At 70.1% G+C, this 24,164-nt stretch carries 23 protein-coding genes and 1 pseudogene; 6 read left to right on the top strand and 18 right to left on the bottom strand.

Translation table 11 applies throughout. The features are described 5' to 3' along the window. Positions 1–15: 15 nt before the first annotated feature. The 15 genes and pseudogenes from IE140_RS21975 to IE140_RS22050 all read right to left on the bottom strand — a co-directional run bounded on the left by IE140_RS21975 (position 16) and on the right by IE140_RS22050 (position 16,018). Positions 16–1,185, bottom strand: coding sequence for a DnaB-like helicase N-terminal domain-containing protein (locus tag IE140_RS21975; RefSeq protein ID WP_032786117.1), 1,170 nt, complete (start codon positions 1,183–1,185; stop codon positions 16–18). Next, positions 1,182–1,439: a hypothetical protein gene (locus tag IE140_RS21980; RefSeq protein ID WP_229826866.1), complete on the bottom strand. Its 258-nt coding sequence runs from the start codon at positions 1,437–1,439 to the stop codon at positions 1,182–1,184. Before IE140_RS21980 ends, IE140_RS21975 begins: the two co-directional genes overlap by 4 nt. Before the next feature lie 227 nt (positions 1,440–1,666). Further along, a pseudogene (locus IE140_RS21985) lies at positions 1,667–3,452 on the bottom strand (type IV secretory system conjugative DNA transfer family protein). 187 nt (positions 3,453–3,639) lie between these two features. Next, the gene (locus tag IE140_RS36125; RefSeq protein ID WP_225681968.1) at positions 3,640–4,911 is read right to left on the bottom strand and encodes a hypothetical protein; all 1,272 of its coding nucleotides are present in this window, start codon (positions 4,909–4,911) and stop codon (positions 3,640–3,642) included. A 204-nt stretch (positions 4,912–5,115) separates the two neighbouring features. Then, on the bottom strand, positions 5,116–5,613 hold the full coding sequence (locus tag IE140_RS21995) for a hypothetical protein (protein WP_032786124.1): 498 nt from the start codon (positions 5,611–5,613) through the stop codon (positions 5,116–5,118). Between the two features lie 26 nt (positions 5,614–5,639). After that, a complete protein-coding gene (locus tag IE140_RS22000; protein WP_032786125.1) occupies positions 5,640–6,407 on the bottom strand; it encodes a hypothetical protein in 768 nt (255 codons plus the stop codon). 94 nt (positions 6,408–6,501) lie between these two features. Next, positions 6,502–7,653: a hypothetical protein gene (locus IE140_RS36130; protein ID WP_225681967.1), complete on the bottom strand. Its 1,152-nt coding sequence runs from the start codon at positions 7,651–7,653 to the stop codon at positions 6,502–6,504. Positions 7,654–7,786: 133 nt separating this feature from the next. Then, a complete protein-coding gene (locus IE140_RS22015; RefSeq protein WP_032786127.1) occupies positions 7,787–8,419 on the bottom strand; it encodes a hypothetical protein in 633 nt (210 codons plus the stop codon). A gap of 338 nt (positions 8,420–8,757) precedes the next feature. Next, the gene (locus tag IE140_RS22020; protein WP_032786128.1) at positions 8,758–10,263 is read right to left on the bottom strand and encodes a putative type IV secretion/conjugal transfer ATPase; all 1,506 of its coding nucleotides are present in this window, start codon (positions 10,261–10,263) and stop codon (positions 8,758–8,760) included. A gap of 25 nt (positions 10,264–10,288) precedes the next feature. Beyond that, complete coding sequence (locus IE140_RS22025) at positions 10,289–10,741, bottom strand: DUF6238 family protein (protein ID WP_032786129.1); 453 nt, start codon at positions 10,739–10,741, stop codon at positions 10,289–10,291. A 37-nt stretch (positions 10,742–10,778) separates the two neighbouring features. After that, positions 10,779–12,251: an SCO6880 family protein gene (locus IE140_RS22030; RefSeq protein WP_032786130.1), complete on the bottom strand. Its 1,473-nt coding sequence runs from the start codon at positions 12,249–12,251 to the stop codon at positions 10,779–10,781. 144 nt (positions 12,252–12,395) lie between these two features. After that, a complete protein-coding gene (locus tag IE140_RS22035) occupies positions 12,396–13,778 on the bottom strand; it encodes an SCO6881 family protein (RefSeq protein WP_032786131.1) in 1,383 nt (460 codons plus the stop codon). 27 nt (positions 13,779–13,805) lie between these two features. Then, the gene (locus IE140_RS22040) at positions 13,806–14,492 is read right to left on the bottom strand and encodes a hypothetical protein (protein WP_050513200.1); all 687 of its coding nucleotides are present in this window, start codon (positions 14,490–14,492) and stop codon (positions 13,806–13,808) included. Next, positions 14,492–14,800 (bottom strand): DUF6112 family protein, encoded by a 309-nt coding sequence (locus IE140_RS22045; protein WP_032786133.1) that lies wholly within the window; start codon positions 14,798–14,800, stop codon positions 14,492–14,494. The genes IE140_RS22040 and IE140_RS22045 overlap by 1 nt, the downstream gene beginning before the upstream one ends. Before the next feature lie 90 nt (positions 14,801–14,890). Next, positions 14,891–16,018 (bottom strand): C40 family peptidase, encoded by a 1,128-nt coding sequence (locus IE140_RS22050; protein WP_032786134.1) that lies wholly within the window; start codon positions 16,016–16,018, stop codon positions 14,891–14,893. 579 nt (positions 16,019–16,597) lie between these two features. On the opposite strand from IE140_RS22050, the gene IE140_RS22055 reads away from it, so the two are divergent. Next, positions 16,598–17,344, top strand: coding sequence for a DNA-methyltransferase (locus IE140_RS22055; RefSeq protein WP_032786135.1), 747 nt, complete (start codon positions 16,598–16,600; stop codon positions 17,342–17,344). A 97-nt stretch (positions 17,345–17,441) separates the two neighbouring features. Here the strand turns inward: IE140_RS22055 and IE140_RS22060 are convergent, their stop codons facing one another. Next, positions 17,442–18,377 (bottom strand): DUF5655 domain-containing protein, encoded by a 936-nt coding sequence (locus IE140_RS22060; protein ID WP_032786577.1) that lies wholly within the window; start codon positions 18,375–18,377, stop codon positions 17,442–17,444. A 372-nt stretch (positions 18,378–18,749) separates the two neighbouring features. Between IE140_RS22060 and IE140_RS22065 the strand changes: the two genes are divergently transcribed. The 5 genes from IE140_RS22065 to IE140_RS22085 all read left to right on the top strand — a co-directional run bounded on the left by IE140_RS22065 (position 18,750) and on the right by IE140_RS22085 (position 22,543). Further along, positions 18,750–19,418 (top strand): DsbA family protein, encoded by a 669-nt coding sequence (locus IE140_RS22065; RefSeq protein WP_032786578.1) that lies wholly within the window; start codon positions 18,750–18,752, stop codon positions 19,416–19,418. After that, a complete protein-coding gene (locus tag IE140_RS22070) occupies positions 19,415–20,068 on the top strand; it encodes a vitamin K epoxide reductase family protein (RefSeq protein WP_078863030.1) in 654 nt (217 codons plus the stop codon). Before IE140_RS22065 ends, IE140_RS22070 begins: the two co-directional genes overlap by 4 nt. 73 nt (positions 20,069–20,141) lie before the next feature. Continuing rightward, positions 20,142–20,639, top strand: a complete 498-nt coding sequence (locus IE140_RS22075) for a TlpA disulfide reductase family protein (protein ID WP_373296190.1) — start codon at positions 20,142–20,144, stop codon at positions 20,637–20,639. Between the two features lie 4 nt (positions 20,640–20,643). After that, on the top strand, positions 20,644–21,357 hold the full coding sequence (locus IE140_RS22080) for a cytochrome c biogenesis CcdA family protein (protein ID WP_078863031.1): 714 nt from the start codon (positions 20,644–20,646) through the stop codon (positions 21,355–21,357). A gap of 148 nt (positions 21,358–21,505) precedes the next feature. Further along, positions 21,506–22,543 carry a C40 family peptidase gene (locus IE140_RS22085; protein WP_032786583.1) on the top strand — a complete coding sequence of 346 codons (1,038 nt, stop codon included), beginning with the start codon at positions 21,506–21,508 and terminating at the stop codon, positions 22,541–22,543. 72 nt (positions 22,544–22,615) lie between these two features. On the opposite strand, the gene IE140_RS22090 is transcribed toward IE140_RS22085, so the two are convergent. Together IE140_RS22090 and IE140_RS22095 are read right to left on the bottom strand one after the other, a co-directional pair. Next, a complete protein-coding gene (locus IE140_RS22090; protein WP_032786136.1) occupies positions 22,616–23,515 on the bottom strand; it encodes a M56 family metallopeptidase in 900 nt (299 codons plus the stop codon). After that, positions 23,512–23,877: a BlaI/MecI/CopY family transcriptional regulator gene (locus tag IE140_RS22095; RefSeq protein WP_032786585.1), complete on the bottom strand. Its 366-nt coding sequence runs from the start codon at positions 23,875–23,877 to the stop codon at positions 23,512–23,514. Before IE140_RS22095 ends, IE140_RS22090 begins: the two co-directional genes overlap by 4 nt. Positions 23,878–24,164 lie beyond the last annotated feature (287 nt).

Consider the following 24,164-nt stretch of genomic DNA (forward strand, 5'->3'; position numbering starts at 1 on the left):
GGCGTGGGGGAGGCTTCAGCTGGGGCCGAGGGACCGTGGTCGTACGGCGGCTGACCTGGGCGCACCTCGGGATAGTGCCGAGGGTGGCGAGGGGAGGCTCGGTGAGCTGCGGGCGAGGGCCGCCTGCACCTGGGCGGGGCGGGGCACGTTGCCCGAAGAAGCTGGGGTCTTCGGCGCCGGAGGCGGGTCGCCGGTCGCCAACTGCCAGCGGGTGCGCACCTCGTCGAGCGGACCGAGTACGTAGAGCGCGTGGTTGATCAGTGGCCCGGGGCCCAGGGCCTCGTCCTGGGCCAAGGCTCGGACGGCGCGCGCGGAAGCGGCTGCGGTGCGGGTCACGGAGGACCGCATGACCCGTTCACCCAGCCATTCCGCGCTGCCGGGGCCTACGCCGTCGCAGATCGCGGTGAGCTGCTCGCCCGACAGCGTGCCGTCCGCCAGGAGGCCCCGCCGCTGGGCTTCCCAGAGCAGCGTGACCCGGTCGATGGGCTCGCCCCGGTGGTGCAGGGCACCGAGACACCGGTAGAGCCGCCCATGGCCCGGGTCGGCGAAGTCCCCCGGCCGCAACCAGCCCACCACCTCCTCCATGCCCTTCGGCTGCTCCGCGAGGACGGCGAGCAGGAAACGCTCGTCCTCGGCAACCTGGTCGGCCTGAACCGTCGGCGTGGTCGGAACGGTGGTCGGCGGGGCTGGCGGCGCGACCGGACGCGGTTCGGTACCCCAGCGCCGCGCGAGATCGGTGAGCACCCCGGCCAGGACATCCGCCGACCGCAGCGCACCCTCGACCTCTCCCCGCAGGGCGTCGGTCCGAGCCGCCTGGTGAAGACGGATCGCGTGCTCGGCAACGGTCCGGTGGATCGCCCCCTCCAGCACCATGCGGCCGTACACCGGAGCATGCTCGGGACGCGGGCAGGCCGAGACCAGAGTGTGGGCGTACACCGCGGTCAGCCCTCGGACGTGACGGTCGGCCTCGACGACGGAGTCGGTCACCCACGACAGAGGCACCGGACCATCAGCCGCTGCCGCCGGGTGACCGTCGTGTCGGAGCTTCCGCAGCGCGGTGAACAAGGCCCGGTGAACCGGACGGTCGAAGTGATCGGGCGCGAGCCAGTCCAGGTGCGCGAGCTGGTTCGGGTCGAGCAGTACCGAGCCGAGGACTGCCTGCTCCGCCCGCAACAGCGGGTTCATCGTCGCCCTCGGCTACGAGAAGCCAGCGGATCGCCCTGCGCGGTGCGCAGAACGGCGACCGACTGGTCGGCGGCGGCCATCAACGCCGCGAAGCGGTCCAGCTCGCCGGTGAAGGCCGGATCGGTAGCGATGACCGAACCCGAACCGACGACTAGGCACCACTTGCCGTCACGCCGTACGGCCGGCGACCCGGCGAGCCGTCCGGAGCGAGGCACGGAGAAGGGCACGGAGGAGGAGTTACTGCGCGGGGACACGATGGGACTCCTGAACGCGGAGAGGTGGGGGCGCCCGACTGCCTGGACGAGGGCGCCGGATCGGCAGGGAACAGCGGTCCGGCTTGCCGTTCTCCGGGGTGGCGTCCGCGACGGCGTCGAAGACGTCGACCGTCGCCCCGACCGCTCGTGGACGGTGCCCCGGTCGATCGGTGCCTGATCCAGAGGCCGCCGGCTGCGATGCAGAAGCGCCTCGGGGGCGGGGGCGATCATGCCGACAGCTCGAAGTCGTCGTGGCCGATGGTCTTGGCGAGGGCTCGCTCGGTGATCGCCTTCGTGGCACGGGCGGAGGCCGGCCCGACGACCTTGGCGGAGGGCTCCTTGTACCAGGGCTTGAGGTTGAGCATGGCGACCCGGATCCCGGTGGCCAGCAGCAGCACCTTGCCCTTCGGGAGGGCGCGGATCGCGTCGGGCGGCAGGATCCGCTCGGTACGCATGCTCACCGAGGTGGACTTGCCACCCTCGCTGGTCGACACCGAGGTGGTCTGGACGTCGTGGTCACCGACCTGCCGACTGAGACGGTCGGCGAAGTCGGCGTCATCAATGCCCGAACCGATGATCTTGACGGTGGCGGCGGAGTACAGGGCGTCCATCCCGGCCTCGCCCCAGCACCGCTGGCCCTGCCGATAACTCTGCAAGATCGTCATCGGGATCACGCCCCGGCTGCCCAAGTGGCTGTAGAGATCGGGGAGATCGGATATGCGGCAGACGTTCGCGGCCTCGTCGAGCACGCACAGAGCAGGCGGGTCGAGTCGCCCGCCGGAGCGCTCGGCGACGATGACCGCCGCGCGCATGACGGCGTCGGCCGCCGCCGCGATGATCGCGCTCGCGCTGCCGCCGCCGTCCTTGCTGAGGAGGTACAGCGTGTCGCGAGACGTGGCGAAGGCGAAGGGCTTGAACTCGGGGAGGTCCTCGTTCGGGGTGACCCAGGCGGCGACGTCGGGGTCGAGCAGGCAGCTCGCGTACTGCCTCGCGGTCTCAAAGATGCCATCGCGGGTTTCGGTTGCGCCGGAGACGGTGCCCTGGAGCTGGGCGGCGACCGCGTCGTGGCCGGCGTCGGTGAGCAGGTCCACCGGGGTGCGGTCGGCCGGGGTGGCGAGCCAGGCCAGGACGTCGGTGATCGGCCGCCGGTGGCTGGCGGCGGCCAGGAACAGCGCGCCGAGGGTGTTGCTCGCGGCGGTGGACCAGAAGTCGGAGCCCGACGACTCGTCCACGCTCGCGGAGACGAAGTGCCCGGCCAAGCGTTTCGCCCCAGCCAGGTCGCGGGCGTCGGCCAGGATGTCCCACCACATCTCTCGCGGATGGTGAGCGATCTGCTGCGGATCGAGGACCCAGAGCGTGCCGACCTCGGCGCGGGCGTCCACCGTCGCGGTGAAGGCGTCGTTCGCGGCCTTGTTACTGGTGAGCAGGACCGGGCCGGGAGCCGAGAGAATCGCGGGGATCGCCAGTCCGGACGTCTTCCCGCTGCGCGGGGCCATGATCGCGACGATCACGTCCTCCCAGGAGGCCCGGACCTCGGCGCGACCGGGGTCGAGGGTGCCGAGCAGGATGCCGCGGTCGGCGGGCGCGACCTCTTTTACGCTCCCGGTCGCTGAGGGAGGGCCGGAGACTCTTCGCCTTCGTGGTGCTCTCCTTGTCCAGCAGCGGTGCCAGCTCGCCCTTCCGGGCGAGGCCGGTCCTGGAGCCGGAGCGCCAGCGCATCCACAGCACGAGGCCGGTGGTGGCCAGGGCCAGAGTGATCAGGCCGGGGACGAAGCGCACGCCGACCAGCAGCGCTGTGGTGCTCAGGGTCGGCCACAGCATCTCGGGGTGCAGTAGGGCGTCCGTCGCGCGGAACGGGATCCACGGTCCGCTGCCGACAAGGGAGTTGGTGACGTTGCCGGTCAGCCAGGCGAGGGAGCCGAAGGATATGGCGGCGCCGAGGACGCCGAAGAGGAGGTAGAGGAGCGCGTCCGACCCGGTGGTGGTCGAGGGCGCACTGGTACGTGGGGGCACGGCGGTTCCTTGAGGGTGAGAGCGGGCGACGGCGGGGCGCGCTCGGCTCTCGTGTCGTTCACGGGTCTGCTCCTTGACGGCCGGAGGGGAACGTTTCAGCGCTCGTGGCTGGCAGGCCGGGCCATGGGCGGGGGCGGCGTGGCGGGCGCCGGAGCACTGATCTCGACGCCGGCCAGGACGACCTGAGTCACAGTCGAGGGCCTGGCGCGCGCGGCGGGATGCTGGCCGCGCTGGGCTGCGTCGATCGAGCGTCGGGAGACGCGGAGACCTGAGCCTTGGCCGCTGCAGGTGAAGCGGCGACGGCGGCGCCTCGGAATTGGGGGAGCCATCGAGAGCGCGTCTGCGCCTGGTCCGAGGGCTGTTGTGGACGGCCGACACCGAGCAACTCGTCGTCTGAATCAACGAGTTCCGACATGGCCGAGTGGACGAAGTCCTCGGCGAAGCCGAACCGGTCGGCGAGCTGGAACGCCCCATCGTCGAGATCGGTGATCTGCTCCCCTGCCGCCTCCAGCGCCTCCCGGATGCGCTCCAGCGCGCCGTGCTCGGGATCAAGGAGGTGGTCGAGAGCCTGCTTCAGGTCGGCGCCGGTCTCGGCAGACCTGATCTGTTCGGTGAGCCGGAGGAGTTCCGCCCCGGCGGCGTAGGGCCCGAGCGGATTCGCAGAGGTGAACGCCTTGGTGGTGTCCAGGGCAGGGTCGAGGTCGACACCGTAGCGAGCGGCGCGGAGCATCTCGGCAGCGTGGGTGGCGATGGCCGCCCGGTCATCGGTCGGGGTAGTGGTGGGGAGGCGGTGACGTCGGCCGTACCAGTCGTCGATCTGCTGGAAGCCGGCGTGCTTGAGGAGCGTGGCGGACAGGTCGTCGCTGGCGCCCTTGGCCGAGACGCTGCCGCTGGGCTCGGCGGTGATGGTGATGGAGGGAGAAGGCATGCGGGTCTCCTGGGTGCGGGGCGTCGATTGCGGAGCGATGGGCAGGTGGCCCAGCTCGGCGAGAAGATGGCACTCGGATTGCAGACGGAAGGCGTCGCGATAGCCGTTGTGCAGGCTTCCATCCTCGCGAGCGATGGTGGCCACGACGTGCACCTGCCGTGGCCGGTTACGTACGACGATCCACCGACAGGCATCCGGATCACCTTCCGGAGCGATCCCGGTGACGTCCACCAAACGCCGGGCGACAGCGGCCCACTGCGCGTCGGTGAGGTCCGGCTGCCGAGGATCGGAGCGAACCGAGCAGATCCACGTCGGCTGCGCGGGTACACGAGTACCGAGCCGTTCGACGGGTGCGTCGAGGGCGTGCGCCAAGTAGGGCAGCGAGCCGGGCTCGGCAAGCAGTTCGATCGGGGCTCCGTGACCTTCGCCCGCGATCAGCCGAGGGCTGACGTGGTCGCCACGTTCGCCGGGACCGTACAGGTACGAGAGCAGCCCCATGGTGTTGCTGGCACGCTGCAGGTGAGCGATCACGGCGTCTACCTCGAAGGAGTAGTGGACACGAGCCGGGCGTTCGGGCCGTCAGACGGAGAGGATCCGCAGAATCCGCGATTTGGACCGGCCGGAGTTCGCTGGTAAATGCCGCCGTCTATCCCGAGGCATCGGGGCCACGTAAGGCGACACGTTCGAGTGCGCCCGGCTTCCGCTGGTACGTGGCGAGGAGCGGTGGCGGGGCCGTCAGAAGTGAGGGTTCTCCGTTGGCCGGTCGGCCTCGCTGGCGGCCTGGAGCAGCTCGGCGAGGTCTCCGGGCTCGGAGGAGCGCTGGTCGATCCACCAACCGGCGCGAGTGACGAAGCGCGCGGCCTCCTCGATCGCCTCCCACTCCCTCTCATCGGTTTCCCCTTCGAGTACCAGGGCGGTGTAGGCAGCGGCGAGGACCTGGTGACGACAGCGCACGCCCCAGGCGACGGCCCGCTCGGTCCCCTCCAGCGGAGGCATCCGGTACTGCTCCGACCAGGCTTCCGACTCGGCCTGCTCTTCGGCTCGCTTGGTCTCCAGCCAGGCCGCCTTGTCCTGCTCGTCCCCCTCCTTGGCGGCCCGCCAGCAGTCCGTGCACTCCTGCTTGGCGAGCCATTCGGCGAAGCCCGCGCGGCGATCGGCTGCCCGGCCGGACAGGTCGCGCTCGGTGTGGTGGCCGCACGAGTGGGTGATGGGCCAGATGGTCTTCACAGCCATGAGAACTGCTCCTTATGGAAGGTGAGTTAGCGATTTCGGGAGAACGCGATGCGCGGGTCGACGGGGCGACCCGAAGCCCCGGAGGCAGCGGCGGCGGGAGTCGGCGCCTTGTCCCGGAGGCCCGAGCGCGCTGGGCTCGCTGCGAGCGCGGCGGCGTTGCGAGATTTGTTGGGCGTGGCGCCCTGAACGGGGAGGAGGCGCTCGGCGCTCGTGGGCGCGGGAGCGCGGCGCAGCGCCGCGTCGTGGGCGAGGCGGGGATGAACAGCGACCTGGAGACCGGACCGCTGCATCGCCACCGTGGCGCTGGCGACCTTCTGCACGGACTCGGTGCGGTCGGCGGTGACGGGCAGCGTGTAAATGTCCAGATTCGGGTCCAGCCGCCAGCCGTGCTCCTCCAGGATGAGCTGGCCGCCGAGCGCCGAGGATTGGTCGCTGGTGGCCGCAACGATGCCGAGCTGCGGATGCTCGGCGAACGCCACCTCGGGATCTGTGCGCGGGGCCCGGTCACGGGTGGAATTCGCACGGGAGGCCAGCGAGGGGTCGTACGCGGCGTCCACGTCGACCTGGTAGCTGGCCTCGCGCAGCAGCGCGACTGCCCGGGAGGTACGCCCCGGTCCGTCACGCTGCTGATCAGCCAGTGCGTACAGCGTCGGCTGGTCCGGTACGGGGTGGAAGTCGAGCCGAGCCAACATCCACGCGGTGGAGACGAGTTGCTTCGGGTTCGCGGCGACGATGCCGTGGTCAGGGTGGTGACCGAAGGCGACATCGGGAAGTGATTGGTAATGGGTGGGCATGGCTGATCCATCCGGTGTGGGCGTGCAGGGCAGGGGCCAGGTCCGGGATGGTTCTGGTGGTACGAGGCACGGAGGACTCCGAGAAGGGGGGCGGTCAGCGACCGGGGGCGGACGAGGGGCGGGCCGGAGGTACGGGACGAACGCCCGCCGCTGTGGCAGGGAGCGCCGGGGAAGCACAACGCTGCGCAGCCGTCGGCGAGGGGGCGAGAGCAGCACGTACCCGTGGTGGCGCAGGCGTCGACGCAGCGACCTGGTTCTCGCGGACCCGGTTCTTCCTGGGGTGCACGGCATGGCGGTCGGCCAGATCGCCGCGTATCGCGCGCAGCTCGATCGCGTAGGAGTCGAGGCTCTCAGCGATGGTACGCAGACGCTGTGCGTAGCGGTGATCGGCTGGTTCGCCGAACCCTTCCCACCACTCGGCCGTCGTGTCGAGGATCTCCACGACCCGCTGAAGAACGCCGTCGCCCGGGGCGGTCACTTCGCTCAGGTTGGCGACCATGTCGCGCGTATGCGTCGACGCCTGGATGTGTTTGGCCAGAAACCCGAGGCGGTCGCCGAGGCTCGTCTCCGGGATCCAGGGGGGAGGCATGTCGTGTTCCAGCAGGTCAGGGTCGCACGAGACATCGAAGCCGTCGGCCCGCAGCATGTCGAAGGCCCGGGTCACCACCAGCCGCTGCTCCTCCGGGTCGGTCATGGCCGAGGGCAGCCGGTGGTAGTGCTCACCGCCGAACTCGACGGCGGGGACAAAGCCCGTGCGGTGGAGAACCGCGTCGGCGGCGACGTCGTGAGCGAACCGTTTCGGCTCCGGTCGTGGAGGTACGCCGAGCTGATCCAGACGGGTGTCGACGGCGGCCAGCAACCTTGTGACGTCGCCGCGGTGCTGGGCGTGCGGGCCGTCCGGCTCCGAGTCGTAGATCACTTCGTAGGCTGCCGGCTCATCGCTGCGGTGGCGGGTGACGAGCCAGCTCTCGGGATACCCGGGTGGGTGCTCGCTGGACGGTTCCTGCGGCGGCGAGATGATCACGTCGCTGCCGTCTGGAAGCGAGGCATGGACGAAGTAGTCGCTGAGGCCGTACTCGACGGTGCAGACCAGGCCGCGTTGCCGAAGGGGGGAGGTGAGGTGCCCGTACCCGCGTTCGTGCTCCGGATCGCTGTCCGGCGCCCGTGAGGCAGCGGCCCCGCTTGCACGCGCGGTGATACGCGCGCCCTCCCGTTGGAGGGTAACCAGGGGCTGATCGGGGGGCATTGGTGGTCTCCGTGGTCGAGCGCCCCATGGTCGACGACACGGGTCAACGTGAGGGGCGCGTGTATGGGTACCGGTGTTATGAGGATCCGGAGATCGGCAGGTTTGGCCGAGCCGGAATGCGGTGGTAGTGGCGTCAGCGGGACCGATGGGGCGGCGTCGGCGACGCCGGAGGTACAGGGGGCGGGGTTGGTGGAGCTGTGCTGGTGCCGGAGGCGGATCGCTTGAGAGCCACTCGCGCCCGCTCGGTCTGCGAGGGCTGCTCGGATTCGGGCCGGTTGGTCACGTATTCAGCGGCCCGTACCAGCGCCGGACCGTGGAGCGACAGCTCGTGCGCGTCGTGCCAGCCCTCGGCGTTGCGGATTTCCTGGGCCCGGCTCTCGTAGAGCGCCCGGGTGCCGGGGAGGGAGCCGTCCATGATCGTCATGACGTCATCCCACTCGCGCTGGATCTGTCCGGCTCGTTTCAGGGCGGCATCGATGCTGCTCAGGCGCCGGAGATCCTCGCTGATCGGCCCCCCGAGGTAATCGGCACCGGTGGCTGCGGCGCGGACCCCGGCCAATACGTCGGGGCCGTGAGCGAGGAAGACCTCGACGTGTTTCCACGCCTGGGCGTCGCGTACGACCTTGCCGTCCGCGTAGCCCTTCTCGTCCACCGGCCAACCGTCGTGGTCGCAGAAGTAGTCCGAGACGGCGTCCCAGGCGTCTTCTGCCTGCCTGATGCCGGCAGAAGCGGAGGCCAGTGCCGGGACGTGTTGCCGCCACGCCATGTGGTCGTTGCCTGCCGGTGACTGATCTTCGTTGGGTGAGGGAGAGCTGGACGAAGTGGGCACGTTAAGTCCTTGGTTCCGGTGGCGGCGCCACCGCGAAGGCGGCAGCGAAGGGGGTTGGCGGCGGGTGGACGCCGACGGGTTCCTCTGCGGGCCGGCGGAACCGCGTCCGAACGCGAGCTTCGGCACGGCGGCCCGGAGGTGAGCTGGGATGGGCCGCCCTTTCCAGTTGTCCGGCGGTTCGCCGACCCTGAGAATCGCCGCAGGGGTGCAGCCCGCCTCGGGAAGGGGGCGATCCGTGGAGGTCAGCAACTCCACTGCGGCCAGCAGCGGTTGATCTATCCCGTCATGCGTGCGTCAGTGTCGAAGAGTTCGCGTTCGGAAGGGTGGAGGAGGTGTTGGGTGACGAAGCTTCGTCCGGCGACCTTCCACAGGCCCCTGCCCTTGGTAAGGGAGGAGACGGCCTGGGTCTCCACTCCGGTCAGCCCCAGCAGCGATGCCGCTGCCGCCAGTTGATCGCTCTCCTGCCGGTAGATGATGCGTGTGCTGCAGTCCGCGAGGAGCCCCTCGGCCAGTACCCGGCCGCGCGATCCGGCGTCGCCCGCGCTGAGCAGGTCGGAAAGCCTGTGGATGACCAGCAAGTTCGCGATGCCGAGCCCTCGGCTGAGCTTCCACTGGCTCTGCATCCGTTCCAGCAGCGCGATGTGCTTCAGGACGCGCCATCCTTCGTCGTAGATCACCCAGCGTCGTCCGCCGGCAGGGTCTGCGAGAGCGGACTCCATCCATGCGCTGGCGCAGGTCATCGCCAGCACCAGGCCGGTGTCGTCGCCTGAGTTACCGAGCCGGGAGAGGTCGATCGAGAGCATCGGCGTCGTCGGGTCGAAGGCGACGGTCGAGGGGGCGTCGAACATCCCGCTGAGGTCGCCGTGCACGAGCCGACGCAGGGCGTGGGCAAGGTCCTGAGCTGCGTGACCCATCCCGCCGGCGGGGCTGCCGAAGCCGCGGTCGAGGCGGTCCGGCGAGCCCATGACATCGGCGATGTCGCCGAGGAGCGGCACCGTGCCGCGGACCTTGGCCTCGGCGACGACCAGGTCCAGGCCGAGGTCGAGAGCCGTGTGCTCCATCGGCAGCAGATCGCGGTTCAGCACGGTGCGGGCAAGACTGGCCAGCAGCGCGAGACGCCGTTTGCGTACTTCGACGGACCAGTCCTCTTCGGTCACCGACGCGGGCCGCGCCGGGGCATCCAGAGGATTAAGACGTCCGGGGAGCCCCGGTCCCAGGGCGATGGTGTGGCCGCCGAGAGCCTGCGCCACGTTCGACCATTCACCCTTCGGGTCGCTGGGCACATAGATCTTGTACCCGTGGGCGACGGCCCGCGTCGCGATCGACTTCGCCAGCGCCGACTTTCCCATGCCGATGATTCCCGCGAGCACGGCGTTGGGGTTGGTGAAGCCCTCGATCCGCCCGCTGGTGTACAGGGCGAAAGGGTCGTAGCAGAAGGCGGCCTCCGCGTGCACGTCCCTGCCGATGAAGATCCCGGACGAGCCGAGACCACCCTCGGCAAGGAACGGATAGGCCCCGCTGACCGTGGCGGTCGTCATCCGGTGAGCGGGTAGCCGCAGCTTGCTGCCGCGCGCCGAGGCAGGTCCGGGGCGTCCGGACGCCGGGTAGACCGGTCGCAGCTCCGGGTCGAGGGCGGCCTCCTTGCGGTGCTTGGGCGGTGCCCCGGCCAGTTGTGCCTGGCGGCGGGCGGCGGCGAACCCGGCGCGGGCTGCGCGCTGTTGGGCGCGGGATGCCTTGCGGGGGACGAACAGGTGGGAGGCGCTGGCGCGGGTCCTAGGCATGAACGTTTCTCCAGAGGGTGAGTGGTCAGTGGCGGATCAGGCCGGTGAACGGCGCGCGCAGGTCAGCGGGGGTGGAGTGGCGCCGTACCAGGCGGGCGGTGCGCTGGTGGCGTTGGCAGATGGTGAGTTCCGGAGCGCCTTCGGGCAGGCCGGGGCGGCACGCTTCCCGGGTGGGAAGGTCGCCGGAGCCGGGCCGGGGGGAAGCGTGGTAGGCGCGGTGGATTTGGTCGGCGGCCTGCCAGATTCGGGTGCGCGCACCGTGGAGGTGATCGCCTTCGACCTGTACGAGGGGACCGGTGCGTGAGGTGTGCGCGTCGAGCAGCCCGTGCAGGGAGACGAGGTGGGCGTGCAGGGCGTCCAACTCCTCCCGGGACGCGACGAGCGGGCCGGCGGGGAGGTTGAGCGCTCGGTGGAAGTCGAGCGCGGCGGTCGCGAAGGGAACGAAGTCCTGCGCGGACGGGGAAGTGGTGCGGGACATGTGGGTGCTCTTTCCGGACGCGGTGAAGGTGCGGGCGTCAGGCCGCGAGCGCGAGCGGCATCGCAGCAGCGGTGAAGGCGCTGGCCTGCTGCCAGGTGAGCGGACGCAGGTCGAGTCCGGCACCGACCGCCGCGGTTTCCACCACCGCGCAGTCGGTACGCAGCTCCTCTTCGGAGTCGGCGGATACGGTCAGCAGACCCGTCAGAGCCACATCCGCATGACCGGCGATGAGCTGACGCTCACGCGCCTGGATGTCCTGGTACTCGATCGCGTCCGCCTCGGATTCCACCTGGCCACGCCGCGCGCGCTCGGCGGCGTCCGCGACCACGCTCGCCTTCTTGCGCTGGATATCGCGCAGGGCAGCGTCCACGCTCACCGGCTCGTAGGCGAGCGAGAGAGTGCGGCGCACGCCTGCCGTGAACAGGAGCTGGTGGAGGAATCCGGCTCCGACTGTGGTGCGGGGCCAGTTCTCCACCCAGTAGGTGGAGTGGAACGCGGAGTCGGAGACGATGTGGTTGCCCTTCTCCACGACCACGACGGGGCCGGCGGCAGCGGGCTCGGCCTCGGGCCGGCCGGAGGCGGACCAGCGGTCCAGCGCGGGCAGGGCCTTGGGGTCGTACGCCGTGCGCACGACGGCCGCTATCTCGCGAGCAGTGAGCCAGCCGGTGGGGTTGAGCCCGGCGGTCCGCGCGGCCTGCTCGAAGGTCGACGTCAGTTGGGCCAGAACGCTGAAGCTGCCGGTGAGGCCGCCGCCCGCCCGGTTGATCAGCCGCTGCGCGGCCTTGGCGTCCAGGCTGATGGCGACGTACGCCTCGTGCGGCGCGGCGGCGGGGCCCGCGCTCTGGATCAGCTCCGTGTAGATCGCGCCCGCGAGAGGGGTGTCGGGCCGGCCGTGCTCCTCCCAGTACCGGCGAAGGGCGTCCCCGCTGTCGGGGACCGTACGCTCGACGACCTGGATGCGGGCGACGTGCCCGGTACGGGCCAGCGCGGCGAGCGCCCGGCCCCACCCGGCGACGTTCGCGCTCTGCGTGCCCGGGTCCAGGAGCGCGTAGGCGCGGGAGGAGACCTTGACGACGGCGGTCAGCGAACCGGTGTGGGGGTCGTGCACGGCACCGTACCGCCGGTCGGGCGCGGTGACTACACGCAGGCTGGCGGAGGTGCCCGGCAGATTGAGGTGCCCTTCGCGTACGGGACGTCGGGACGGGCGGGCGAGCCAGATCAACTGGCCCCGCATCCGGCGCAGCGCGTACCGGAGGACGATCGGCGTCCAGTCGGCCAGGGACCGACCGCGCTTGCGGACGAACACGAGCAGGGCGATGGCGCTCCACAGCGGGATGAGCTGGAGCGCGCCGACGACGCCACGGGTCATGATCACGGCGAGTAGCAGCAGCCCGGTGAGCCCGGTGACGATGAGCTGGGGGACGGTCAGGCCGAGCAGTACGCCTCGGCGACTGCGGTGCGGGAACTTGACGGTGGCCGTGGCGGTTTCGGCCTGGGATCGGGCAGACATGGCGGGTCCAGACGGTGGGTGCGAGTGCGGCGGGGCGGAGGGCGCGGCGCTCTTCTGGAGGACATGGCAGGGCTCCTTCGCTGGTGATCGGGGGAGGCGGGGGCGGACTGCTGGGTGGCAGCCCGCCCCCGTACTTGTGGCGGGTCAGGATCCGGACGGTGGACGGGTCGGGAAGACCCAGTTCGTGTCGGACCCGGTGGGCGATGGACCGGCGCCGGTCGGAGGCGGAGACCCGGGGCCGCCCGGGGACGCCGAGCCGACGCGTGGCATGCTCCCGCCCGGAATTGACACCGCAGCGGGCTGGGCTGCGGAGCCGTCCTCGCCTTCGGCGGCTTCGGTGCCGCCGGGCCGGTTGATCAGCGGTGGGATGCCGGGCCGCTGGATGAGGGCTCGTCCCTTGTCACCGGTGGCGTCCGGGTCTTCGCCGTACCGGAAGTTCGTCCGTGCCTTCGGCGGTCCGGAGTCGATGCCCTCCTTGCTCAGGTTCCCGCCGGTGGGGTTGATGCCGGAGGTGACACCGTCGCTCCCCGCGCCGGGAAGCTCGCTGGGCCCCTGCGGGGCGGGGGTGCCGGTGCCGGCCTGCATCGCGAGGGTGCTGGCCGTCTTCGCGGCGCCTGCGGCAACCGCCACTCCGGCGACGCCGGTGCGGTGCAGATCGTCGTTGCCGCCGCCGTCGCTGGCCCAGTGAATGAACTTGTACGTCGCGTAGGGGCAGAGCAGCACCAAGATCATGACGACGAGTCCGGCCAGTGCGTCGGAGAGAGCGGCCATGCCGTCCTGGGAGTCGGCCTTGCCCATCGCCGAGACGCCGATGAGGAAGACCACGGTCATCAGGAGCTTGGAGACGACGAGCGTTGCGGTGGCCTCGATCCAGCCGCGCCGCCAGCGCTTCGCGACCTCCCAGCCGCCGCCCGCCCCGGCGAAGACTGCCAGGGAGACGAGGATGAGCACGCCGACCTTCCGCGCGACCATCACGCACCAGTACATGAACGCGCCGATGGCACAGCCGAAGGCGACCAGGGACGGGACGCCCCAGCCCAGGCCGTACATCGCTCCGAGTTGCTGCACGTTGATGATGCGGCGGATGGCGTCGTCCACCGAGGTGTTCGCGGCTTGGAACAGGCCGTCGGACAGCACGTCGACGACCGTGATCGCGACGGAGGTGAAGGCGACGGCGCAGAAGCTGAACAGGACACCGGTCATCGTGCCGACCGCAGCTTGCGCCAGGGCGCGCTCGTCCCGCCTCCAGGCGGCGGACACCAAGGCGATGCAGAAGAAGCCGACGGTGAGCGCGAGGCCGATCGGAAGCAGCAGCTCGTAGTTGGTCCGGAACCACTGAGCGTTGAGGTCGATCGCGGTGGTCGAGTTCACGGCGTCGGCGGCGAGATCCGCAGCGCTCGCCGCGAGTTCACCCGCGGACTTCGCGATCCACGCCCCGATGCCGTCGGTGACGGCCCCGGCCGGGTTGCTGGCGAAATCGACGGCGCCGCAGACCTTGTCCATCAGCGGAAAGTCGCAGACTCCCATGGCGATACCTCCTTTCTGAGGGTGGGGTCAGGGCGCGACGGCTGGCAGAACACCGGCCAGCGTGCAGGGAGAGGAGGGGCGGCACTGGACCGCGAGGGTGGTGACGCGGCTCTCCGCGCCTCCGGCCGGGGAGCCCTTCCACGCGATCGACTGCTTGCCGGAGACCGTCACGGCGTACAGGTAGGTCTGCGTGATCGCTCCGGGGTCGTCCTGGAGAGCCCGGGTGAACGAGTCGGGGAAGTGCCCTTCGTTCACGACTCCCTTGGCGCGCTGACCGTTGTCCGCCATCTGTTTCCAGAGCGCGGGCGACGGGACGAGCTTGGCGACCGATGCGGTGTCGACGTACTTCTTCTCTCCGGTCATCCACCCGCGCAGCGCGGACAGCAGCGCCTGCTGGGAGTAGGCCCGGGTGTCGTATGACCACAGCGCCGCTGCCGCCGCCTTTCCGTAGGCGATCGGGTCGTGCATCTTCGGCGGGTGGGGCAGAGCCCGGTGATTCTCCTGCGGAGGCGGCGATGCCGACGGCGCCGCGCTGGAAGGAGGCGGTGTCGCCGAACTGCTATGTGGTGCGGGCGTGGAGGGGCCCCTGGCGTCGCGTGTGAGGAAGGCGAGCAGGCCGGCGAGGGCGACGAGCACCACCAGGGCGGCGGTGCCGAGCAGCGCCCGGCGGCGCACGCGAGATGCGCCGCCGGGGTTCGAGGAGTGGGCAGGCATCAGCGGACCTGCGTTCCCAACGTGCTGAAGAAGGCGACGATCCCATTCGCCGCCCCCAACAGGAGGGCCGCTCCAGAGCTGACCAGCACGCCCTTCTTGCCGTTCGCCTCCGCCTGGTGTCCACCGCTGTGATGGCCCCAGGCCCAGACGCCCGCGCTGACGGCGAGGGCGCCGACGATGGCGACGAGGCCGAAGAGGTTGATGGAGCCCATCACCTGCTTGAGGACGGACAGGCCGGGAAGTCCGCCCTCGTTCGGCTTGATGCCGGGGTCGTAGGCGAGCTGGATGACCTTGTCGGCCAGAAACATAGCGAACTCCAGTTCGATTTAGTGCACGCCGAAGCCCGAGAGGTGGAGCGACGACGCGAGAGGAGAAGAAGAGGGGAGGGAGAGGCCGGGTCAGACGACGCGGCGGGCCGCGAGGATCTGCGGCTTCCAGGAGGCGAGGGTCGTGATGCGCACGACGTCACCGGTCTTCGGCGCGTGCACGATCAGCCCGTGACCAATCGCCATGCCGACGTGCTCCGGCGTGGCGGCGGACCCCTCGGTGAACAGGAGATCCCCCGCCCGTACGGAGCCGACCTCTACCGGCTTGCCTTCCTTGACCTGCGAGTAGGTCGTCCGCGTGAGCGAGACCCCGGCGGCCTTGTAGGCGCCCTGCATCAAGGACGAGCAGTCGCACCGGCCCATCGGGTCCTTACCGTGAGAGTCGGCGCAGCTCCCACCCCACTGGTACGGGGTATCGAGCTGGCCCAGAGCCCAGCGGATCGCCGTCTGGACCTTGGCCGGAGCGTCCGCCGGGATCCGGTACTCGTCGGGTACCGACCCGGGCGGGATGGTTCCGAAGTCGGTCCCGTCCGAACCGGTCGTACAGCCCCCCGCAGCAGCCGGAACTCCTCCGGGGCCGGAGGGAGCGGACGACGCGTCGTCGCCTTTCGTGAGCAGCGGCTCGATCGCGCGCTGCAGAGCGGTCGCCAGCGGCTCCCACTTCGCGTACGCCTCGGGGTAACCGCTCAGCTGCACTGCCTGGGCGGCCTGGGTCACGGACAGGGATTCCCAGCCCGAGACCTTCTTGAGCCCCTCGTAGAACTTGGTGCTCGCGTGGACCGGGTCGAGGACCTCGGTCGCCGAGCCCCAGCCCTGGGACGGGCGCTGCTGGAAAAGCCCCAACGAGTCACGGTCGCCGTAGTTCAAGTTCCGCAGGCCGCTCTCCTGCAGAGCGGTGGCCAGGGCAACGACCTGCCCCCGGGGAGGGACGTTCATCGCGACGCCGGTTGCCTGGATGGTCTTGGCGTGGGGGATCTGCTCAGCGGGCGCGTCCAGACCCGGCACGGACACCGAGTCCTTTTCGCCCCCGTCCAGAATCGCCTTCACCTGCTTGGCGACGGCCGCACTGTCCACCGACTGCTCACCACCGACGGGGCAGGTGGCCGCCGAGGCGTTGCTGGCGGCGTAGCCGAGAAGCGGGAGGGCCAGCAGGGATCCGGTAGCGCAGAGACCGGCGACGGCTCCCAGGGCCTTCTTCATCGCGACCGCCGGTCAGCAGCGGGGCGGGGCTCGTCGCACGACGTGGGCGTGGAGGGGTGCGGGCGTATCAGGGCATGCTGCATCGCAGCGGCTCCTCGTGTTCGTAGGAGGCGCGGTGCCGACCTCTCGTGCAAAGCCGTCGGCACCGCGCCGATGTGCGTCCGCCTACCAGGGCGGGCCCGGGTCAAGGGAGTTGGTAGCTCCCGGACACCGGTCTCCGGTCAAGCGCGGCAGCGAGCCGCGCTCGTAATCTCAGGCGGTACACCTGGCCTCCTGACAGCGAGTGGAACGAGGGGGGAAGCGTGCCGCGCCGGGGTGCTCGATAGGACGAGACAACACGGATAAGCACAGTTCAGCAGGGGTGAAGCGAGGCTTCGTCCCGGTGACACGGCGAGACAGTAGACCGGGAATCCGGCCGCACCAAACGCCTCCCGGCCCCGGGGCCGCAGCACGGCACACCTCGTTGGGCCCGGCCGGAGATCACGGCTAACCTCCGGCACAACCCCGCCCGAGATGCACGCTGTTGAGCATGGTCCGGAGCGGGAACAGTCCCGTCATGCCCTGAAAGAGGCCCTCCACATGAGCTACACGCTGCACCGAGGTGACGCCCTCACCGTGATGAAGACCCTCCCGGACGAGAGCGTCGACGCCGTCATCACAGACCCCCCGTACAACAGCGGTGGCCGAACCAGCTCCGAGCGCACCGGTCGTACGGCGCGAGCGAAGTACGTCACCAGCAACTCGGCGCACGACCTCGCCACCTTCCCCGGCGAGAACCGTGACCAGCGCTCGTACCGCTCCTGGCTGACCGAGCTGCTGACCGAGGCATACCGGGCATCGACCGAGCACGCGGTCGCCGTCGTCTTCTCGGACTGGCGCCAGGAACCGACGACGTCCGACGCCCTGCAGATGGCGGGGTGGACCTGGAGCGGAACGATCCCGTGGATCAAGCCCGCCAGCCGGCCCCGCAAGGGCGGGTTCAAGCAGTCCGCCGAATTCATCACCTGGGGAGTCAAGGGCAGTCTCGCCAAGGGCCGGGGCCTGTACCTGCCCGGCCACTTCATCGCGTCCCAGCCGCGCAAGGGCCGGGTACACATCACCCAGAAGCCGGTCGAGGTCATGCAGCAGCTCGTGCAGATCTGCCGCGAAGGTGGAACGGTGCTCGACCCGTTCGCCGGCAGCGGCTCCACGGGCGTCGCGGCCCTGCGCGAAGGCCGCCGCTTCGTGGGCGTCGAACTGTCCTCGCACTACGCCGACGTGGCCGAACAGCGGCTGCGCGCCGAGCTGACGCAGGACGACGTCGCCCTGGCCGGACCGGAGGCATGATCATGAGAGCGAAGAGAGCCCGAGGCCAACGGGCCGCAGACGCCGAAGGGCGGCTGGAGCATCGAGAACCGATGCTCCAGCCGCCCTTCTCGTTACGTCAGGCCGCCAGAAATGCCTTCCGGATCAACGGCGTTGCCTTCTCCAGGTCGTCCGCCGACGCGAGGCGCACCTCCACGTCTCCGGTGCCCAGGTGCCCGATGCCGCGCATGTCCCGGGAGAAGCCCTCCTCCAGCACGACCGAGCCCGGGTCCAGTCTGAGGTAGACCAGGATCGCCTCGTGCCTCGGACGGAACAGCACCGATGCCACGTTCACCAGCCGCCGGTAGGCGATGTAGTGCCGAAGCGGTGCCACCTCGACCTCGCCCCATGCCGTTAGGGCGTCGTCCAGTTCCGCGTACAGGTCCCGCAGGCACTCCGGGACGAAGCCGGCACTTCCCGCCGCTGGACCCGCCGGCACCGTCGGCGCGCTGACGACTGCGGCGTCCCGCTCCCGGTGCCGCCGGGTCGCAGCGGGGTTCGGGGAGCCGGGCGAGGAGTCGACGAGCAGGAGGCTCAGCAGGCCGCCGTCGAAGACGCGGTAGCGCACCAGGTCGATCCGCTCGGGCAGTCGCTGCACGGCCACGCGATCGTGGTGGGAGAACCCGGCCGCGATGCAGACCATCCGCGGTCGACGCCAGTCAATCGACGCGGCGACCTCCGCACCGAGCACCCTCCGGACGAGCGCCTCGAACTCGTGGTGCGCCGAGTCCAGCCAGGACAGGTAGGAGACGGCCTGCGACAGCACTCCGCTGTCGGAGCCCTTCTTGAACTCGATAACCACCGGGGCGCCGTTCTCGTCCAGGCCCAGGGTGTCGATCCGCCCTCGGTGCCACGGACCGGTCGGGTACTCCGACGCCAGGAACCGGATGCCGAGCATCTGCTCCAGACCGGCCTCGACCCGCCGCTGCAGCTCCACCTCCAGCGCCACCGTCGAACCGGTCAGCTCGACATCCTGCCCGCCCGCGTCTCGCCGGAACAACATCAGCTCCGCCACCAGCGCCCCTCCCATGATCTCCGCAAAGAGGCCAATCGAACGCACGCGCTGGATATTCCGCGTTTGGGTAGCCTGCCCGATTAGCTAGGCGGCGCTAGAGGGATGGATGTATGCGGATGGGGGCGTCTTCACAAAAGCGCACCGCAGCCACTGACCTGGCGGGCTGCGCATGGCGCCAGCCCTCGTCTACCCACCGGCTCGCGCGAGGCGTGCAGACCGGAAACGAGGCGACTGCGCGGGCGGCGGGACGTGGTGGGGTGGAGCCCGTGTCTATCCCATATCAACGTCCGTTATTTTGTTGAGATGGCTTTGCGTCCCGTGCGGGGGCCGGGGGCTGTCCGCTGCCTGTTTCCTCTTGATCGCCGGATGGACATGACGAAGAACCTGAAGATTTCTCTGGGGCTGGTCGCGATTGTGCTGGCCGTGGTCGCCGCGCTACTGGCGGCCAACCGTGCGCCGGACGCGTCGCCGGCGGAGGACGGGGCGGATGCCTCGGGGTCCGCACCCTCCTCGGCGCTGGTGCGTGAGGACAGTCACCGGCTGTCGACGGCCAAGGACGGCAAGGTCACTGTGGTGGAGTTCCTGGACCTGGAGTGCGAGTCGTGCCGGGCGGCGTTCCCGCATGTGGAGCGGCTGCGCAAGGAGTTCGAGGGGCGGGTCACGTTCGTGATCCGCTACTTCCCGATCCCCAGCCACCGCAACGCCGAGCGTGCCGCGACCGCGGTAGAGGCGGCTGCGGCGCAGGGGAAGCTGGAGGAGATGTACACGAAGATGTACGAGACCCAGGAGAGCTGGGGGGACCAGCAGGTCTCGCACGAGGAGACGTTCCGGGGGTTCGCCCAGGAGCTGGGGCTGGACATGCCGAAGTTCGAGAAGGCGTGGAAGGACCCGGCGACCGCTGAGCGGGTGCAGAAGGACCGCACGGACGGGATCAGCCTCGGTGTCCAGGGCACGCCGACGTTCTTCATCAACGGCAAGCGCCCGCAGATCACCGATTACGACAGCTTCAAGGCCGCGATCGAGGCGGAGCTGAACAAGTGACCGCGACCGCACAGCGCCCCGCACCAGATCCGGGTGGTGCGGCCGGTCCTGCCGGTGCGGGGGGAGGGCCGGGAGTCCGGCTGCTCGCCCTGGTCCTCACCGTCGGCGGGGCTATCGGCTTGATCGCGGCGTTCGCGCTGACGGTCGAGAAGATCGCGCTGCTGAAGGACCCCTCCTACAAGCCGTCGTGCAGCATCAACCCGGTGCTGTCGTGCGGGTCGGTGATGACCACCGAGCAGGCGGAAGCCTTCGGCTTCCCCAATCCGCTGCTGGGGATCGCCGGGTTCGCCGTGGTCACCGCCCTGGGGGTCGTGCTGCTGACCGGGGCGCTGCTGCCCCGGTGGATGTGGCTGTCCATGCAGGCCGGGGTCACCTTCGGCGTGGTGTTCGTGCACTGGCTGATCTTCCAGAGCCTGTACCGGATCGACGCCCTGTGCCCGTACTGCATGGCCGTGTGGGCGGTCATGATCCCGATCTTCTGGTACACGACGCTGCACGGTCTGAGCCGCGGTCTGCTGCCGGTACCCGAGCAACTGCGCGGCGGGGTGCGGGCCGTTGCCTCCCTGCACGGGGTGGTGCCCACGGCCTGGTACCTGCTGATCGGGGTCCTGATCCTTCAGCGGTTCTGGCTGTACTGGACCAGTCTGTGAGCCCGCACGTGCGCGGGGCCCGCCCGGCAGCGGTGGCCGTCACCGTGCTGGCGGTGGCGCTCGGCGCTGCGGGCTGCGGCTCGGACGCAGAGCCGCAGCCCGCAGCGGCGAAGGCCGCCGCGCAGACGATCGTGCGGATACCGGTGGCCGACCGGGAGCAGGCGCCCGATCTGGAGGGCGAGAGCCTGAACGGGAAGCCGCTGCGGCTGGCCGACCACCGGGGCAAGGTGGGGTCCTCAACGTCTGGGGATCGTGGTGCGCGCCGTGCCGGGCCGAGGCCCCGAACCTGCAGAAGGTGTACGAGGACACCCGCGAGCAAGGGGTGGCCTTCCTCGGGATCAACACCCGCGACGCCACCCAGTCCAACGCGCTCGCCTTCGAGGGGACGTATCCCAGCTTCTGGGACCGGGCGGGCAAGCTGCTGCTGAAGTTCCGGGGCACCATCTCGCCCTCGGCGATCCCGAGCACCCTGGTCATCGACCGGCAGGGCCGTATCGCGGCCAGCGTCATGAAGGCCCTCTCCGAGCGGGAACTGCGCTCGATGGTCGACCCCGTGCTCAAGGAGGGCTGAGAAGGTGGTCCTCGCCGCCGAGTTCGACACGACCGTGCTGACCGGGTCGGTCCTGCTCGCCATCCCCGTCGCCGCGCTCGCAGGGCTGGTGTCCTTCTTCTCCCCGTGCGTGCTGCCCCTGGTGCCCGGATACCTCTCCTACGTCACCGGGGTAAGCGGCGCGGACCTGGCCTATGTCCGCCGAGGCCGCATCGTCGCGGGCACGCTGCTGTTCCTCGCCGGATTCACAGCCGTGTTCGTCTCCTTCGGCGCCGCGTTCGGCTACGCGGGCAACACGCTGCTGGCCCACCAGGACCTGCTGATCAGGGTGCTGGGGGCGCTAACCATCGTGATGGGCCTGTCGTTCATGGGCGTGCTGCCCGGTGTGCAGCGGGAGTGGCGCCTGCACCGGCGGCCCGCCGCCGGGCTGGCCGGGGCCCCGATGCTCGGGGTGCTGTTCGGCCTGGGCTGGACGCCGTGCATCGGGCCGACCCTCGCCGCGGTCCAGGCGTTCGCATTCAGCGAGGCCAGCGCCGGGCGCGGGGCGCTGCTGACCGTGGCCTACTGCCTCGGCCTGGGCATCCGGCACAGAAAAACCGGCCCACCGGGGCCCCTGCGCCTCGAACTGCGCGGCCAGCACAAGCCCGGGCGGGCATGTCACGAGGTGCGCCCGCACCGAGCCCCTCGGACGCGCGGCGACGGCCAGCTGGTGGGCCAGGGCTTGGCCCTAAGTCACTAAGTTGATTAGTATGAGTGTCCAGTCTCCGCACGGTCGATCACCCGCCCGGGGTGTCGGTGGAGGTGTCGCTGAACTCGCCGCACGCCTGCGGAACTTGACGGTCGACTTCGCCGTCGGGCAGCGGCCGAGGAAGAAGGAGCTCGCCTCAGTGGCGTCCCACCGTCGTCCCAAGCAGCCGAATCACGCGTACACCTCCGTACTGACCGCGACCGCGGCGGTCACGGTCGCGATGTCCGCGCAGTCAGCCTCGGCGGACCCGCTGCCTGACCCGAACAAGAAGGGCGTGCAGGCCCAGATCGACCGCCTGTACGAGGAAGCCACTCAGGCCACGGAGAAGTACAACGGAGCGAAGGAATCGGCCGACAAGCTTCAGGAGGAGGCCGACAACCTGCAAGAAGCGGTCGCCCGCAAGCAGAGCGCCCTCAACGAACTGCGCCAGCAGCTCGGCTCCGTGGCCACCGCCCAGTACCGCAGCGGCGGCCTCGACCCCTCCCTTCAACTCCTTCTTTCGGCCGACCCCGACGCTTACCTGGAGAAGGCGTCCGGCCTCGACCGCCTCAGCGCGCGCCAGTCCGACACCCTCCAACGCTTCCTCTCCCAGCAGCGCGCCCTGCAACAGCAGCGCACCCAGGCCGGCGAGAAGCTCACCAACCTCCAGGACACCCGGAAGGAACTGGGCAGCAAGAAGAAGGAGATCCAGGGCAAGCTAGCCCAGGCACAGAAGCTCCTCAACACGCTGACCGCGAAGGAGCGGGCCGCGATCGCCGAGAAGGAGGAGCGTGCCAATCGCTCCAGCGAACGGGTCGACCTCGGCAACGAAACCAGCGCGTCCGGAATCACGGCTGCGGCCTTCAACGCCGCCAAGAGCCGGGTCGGTATGCCCTACGTGTGGGGAGCGGCCGGCCCCGGCTCCTTCGACTGCTCCGGCCTGACCTCCTGGGCGTTCCGGCAGGCCGGCGTGTCCCTGCCTCGTACCTCCCAGGCCCAGGCCAACGCGGGCACCCGGATCAACTCTCTGAGCGCGCTGAGGCCCGGCGACCTCATCATCATGCGCACCGACCTGAGCCACGTCGGCTTCTACGCCGGAAACGGGCAGATCCTCCACTCGCCCAAGCCCGGAGCCCAGGTCCGCTACGAGTCGATCGCCCGCAGCGGCATGCCCTTCATGTGGGGCGTACGCATCTGACAGGCCCGCACTACGCAGTTGGCTGGTTCAGCTGGGACGGACGGCGGCCCCGAGGTGTGGCCTGGTCGGGGACTATCCCAGGCCGGCAGGGCATGCCAGCAGCACCGGCAGGAGCGGCGCCACAAGGGCGCCCACACCGACACAGCAGCGCAGCATCGGATGCGCGGCGCGCGCCGGCCCCAGAACCCTTTTGAGGCGGACCAGTACCGTCTGCCCTCCGGCCGCCAGAGCGCCCTGGGGTGCTTCGCCCGAGGCCATGGTGAACATCGCCGTGGCCAGCGTGGTGCGCGGAAAGCGCCGCAGCGCGTGGTCGTCGGCGACCATTTCGAGCAGGAGCGGGGCCTGCTTCCGTAGCTGGCGGGCCAGCGGCAACCCCGGGAAGGCCCAGCTCAGGGCATGCGCCAGCGACAGAACCAGATGATGGCGGCCCAGGACGTGGGCCCGCTCGTGCTCGACGACAGCTTCGAGCTCGGCACCGGTCAGGAGATCCACTGCACCCGTGCTCAGGACGATCCGGGGACGGTGGCCCGGGAGGCAGTACGCCGCAGGGACCGCATGGTCCACCACGGTAGCGTCCAGGTCGGCCGAGCGGCGGCCGACCTTGTCCAGCACCTCGCGGTGCTCGCGCCGAGCGGCACGGGCCTGTACGGCGTGGAAGGCGAAGCTGCCCAGCTGAGCGACGACCAGGGCCACGGCGAACGCGACTCCCGCACGGGCGAGAGTATCGTCCGCAGAGGGACCAAGCCCCAGTGCCGCCCGACACGAGTAGACCAGCCCATGCAAATGCGCACCGGGCTCGGCGAGATTCAGCGCACCCAGCGACAGGCTGAGCGAGAAGGTCACCGCGAGAGCGAACCAGACCCCAATCGCCAGCGAGGGCGAACGCTGCGTCCATCGACTGCGGACCAGCACCCCCGGCGCCAACGTACCCACCACGGCCGCGTACCCGAACAGGGCAGGAGCGGCGTTCACAGCTCACCACGGCCAGTGGACCGCAGCGCCTCGCGCAACGCGGCGACCTCATCGTCCGTCATCCGCTCAACGAAGTGGACCAGCGCCGCGGAGCGGTCCTGACTCGCACCCAGCGCGTCCTCCATCAGGGCCGCCGAATACGCCGCGCGGCTGCGCACCGGGGTGTAGAGCCACGCTTGCCCCCGCTTCTCCCGGGTCAGCCAGCCCTTGTTGTAGAGGATCGTGGCCACCGTCATCACGGTCGTGTACGCCACCGGACGACGGTGGTTGATGTCGTCGACCACCTCACGGACCGTCGCGGGCCTGCCCCACTTCCACAAGCAGTCCATGATCTCGGCTTCGAGCTCCCCGAGCCGCCGCATGCCCGACCCCTTCACACTCGCACCCAAGCCCACATCATAGGTCGATGCGGAAGCCGTTGGAGCCTCCCGAAGGTGCATGGGCCATACCTGGAACCGTCCACGAAGTTCGGGGGAGCACCTCCGTGAGACTGACGCGATCGGTACGTGGCGGTTGTGAGACTCCGACTGCCGCTCCAGCCGCGCAAGCAGGCGGTCACTGCGACCTGCGAGGAAATGTACTCCGGTGGACAGCCGGTGGACAGACGCCTTGGGGCGAGCCAGTACGAGGCTACATAAGGGAAACTGCC

This window comes from Streptomyces parvus (assembly GCF_014648875.1).
GTDB classification, from domain to species: domain Bacteria; phylum Actinomycetota; class Actinomycetes; order Streptomycetales; family Streptomycetaceae; genus Streptomyces; species Streptomyces parvus.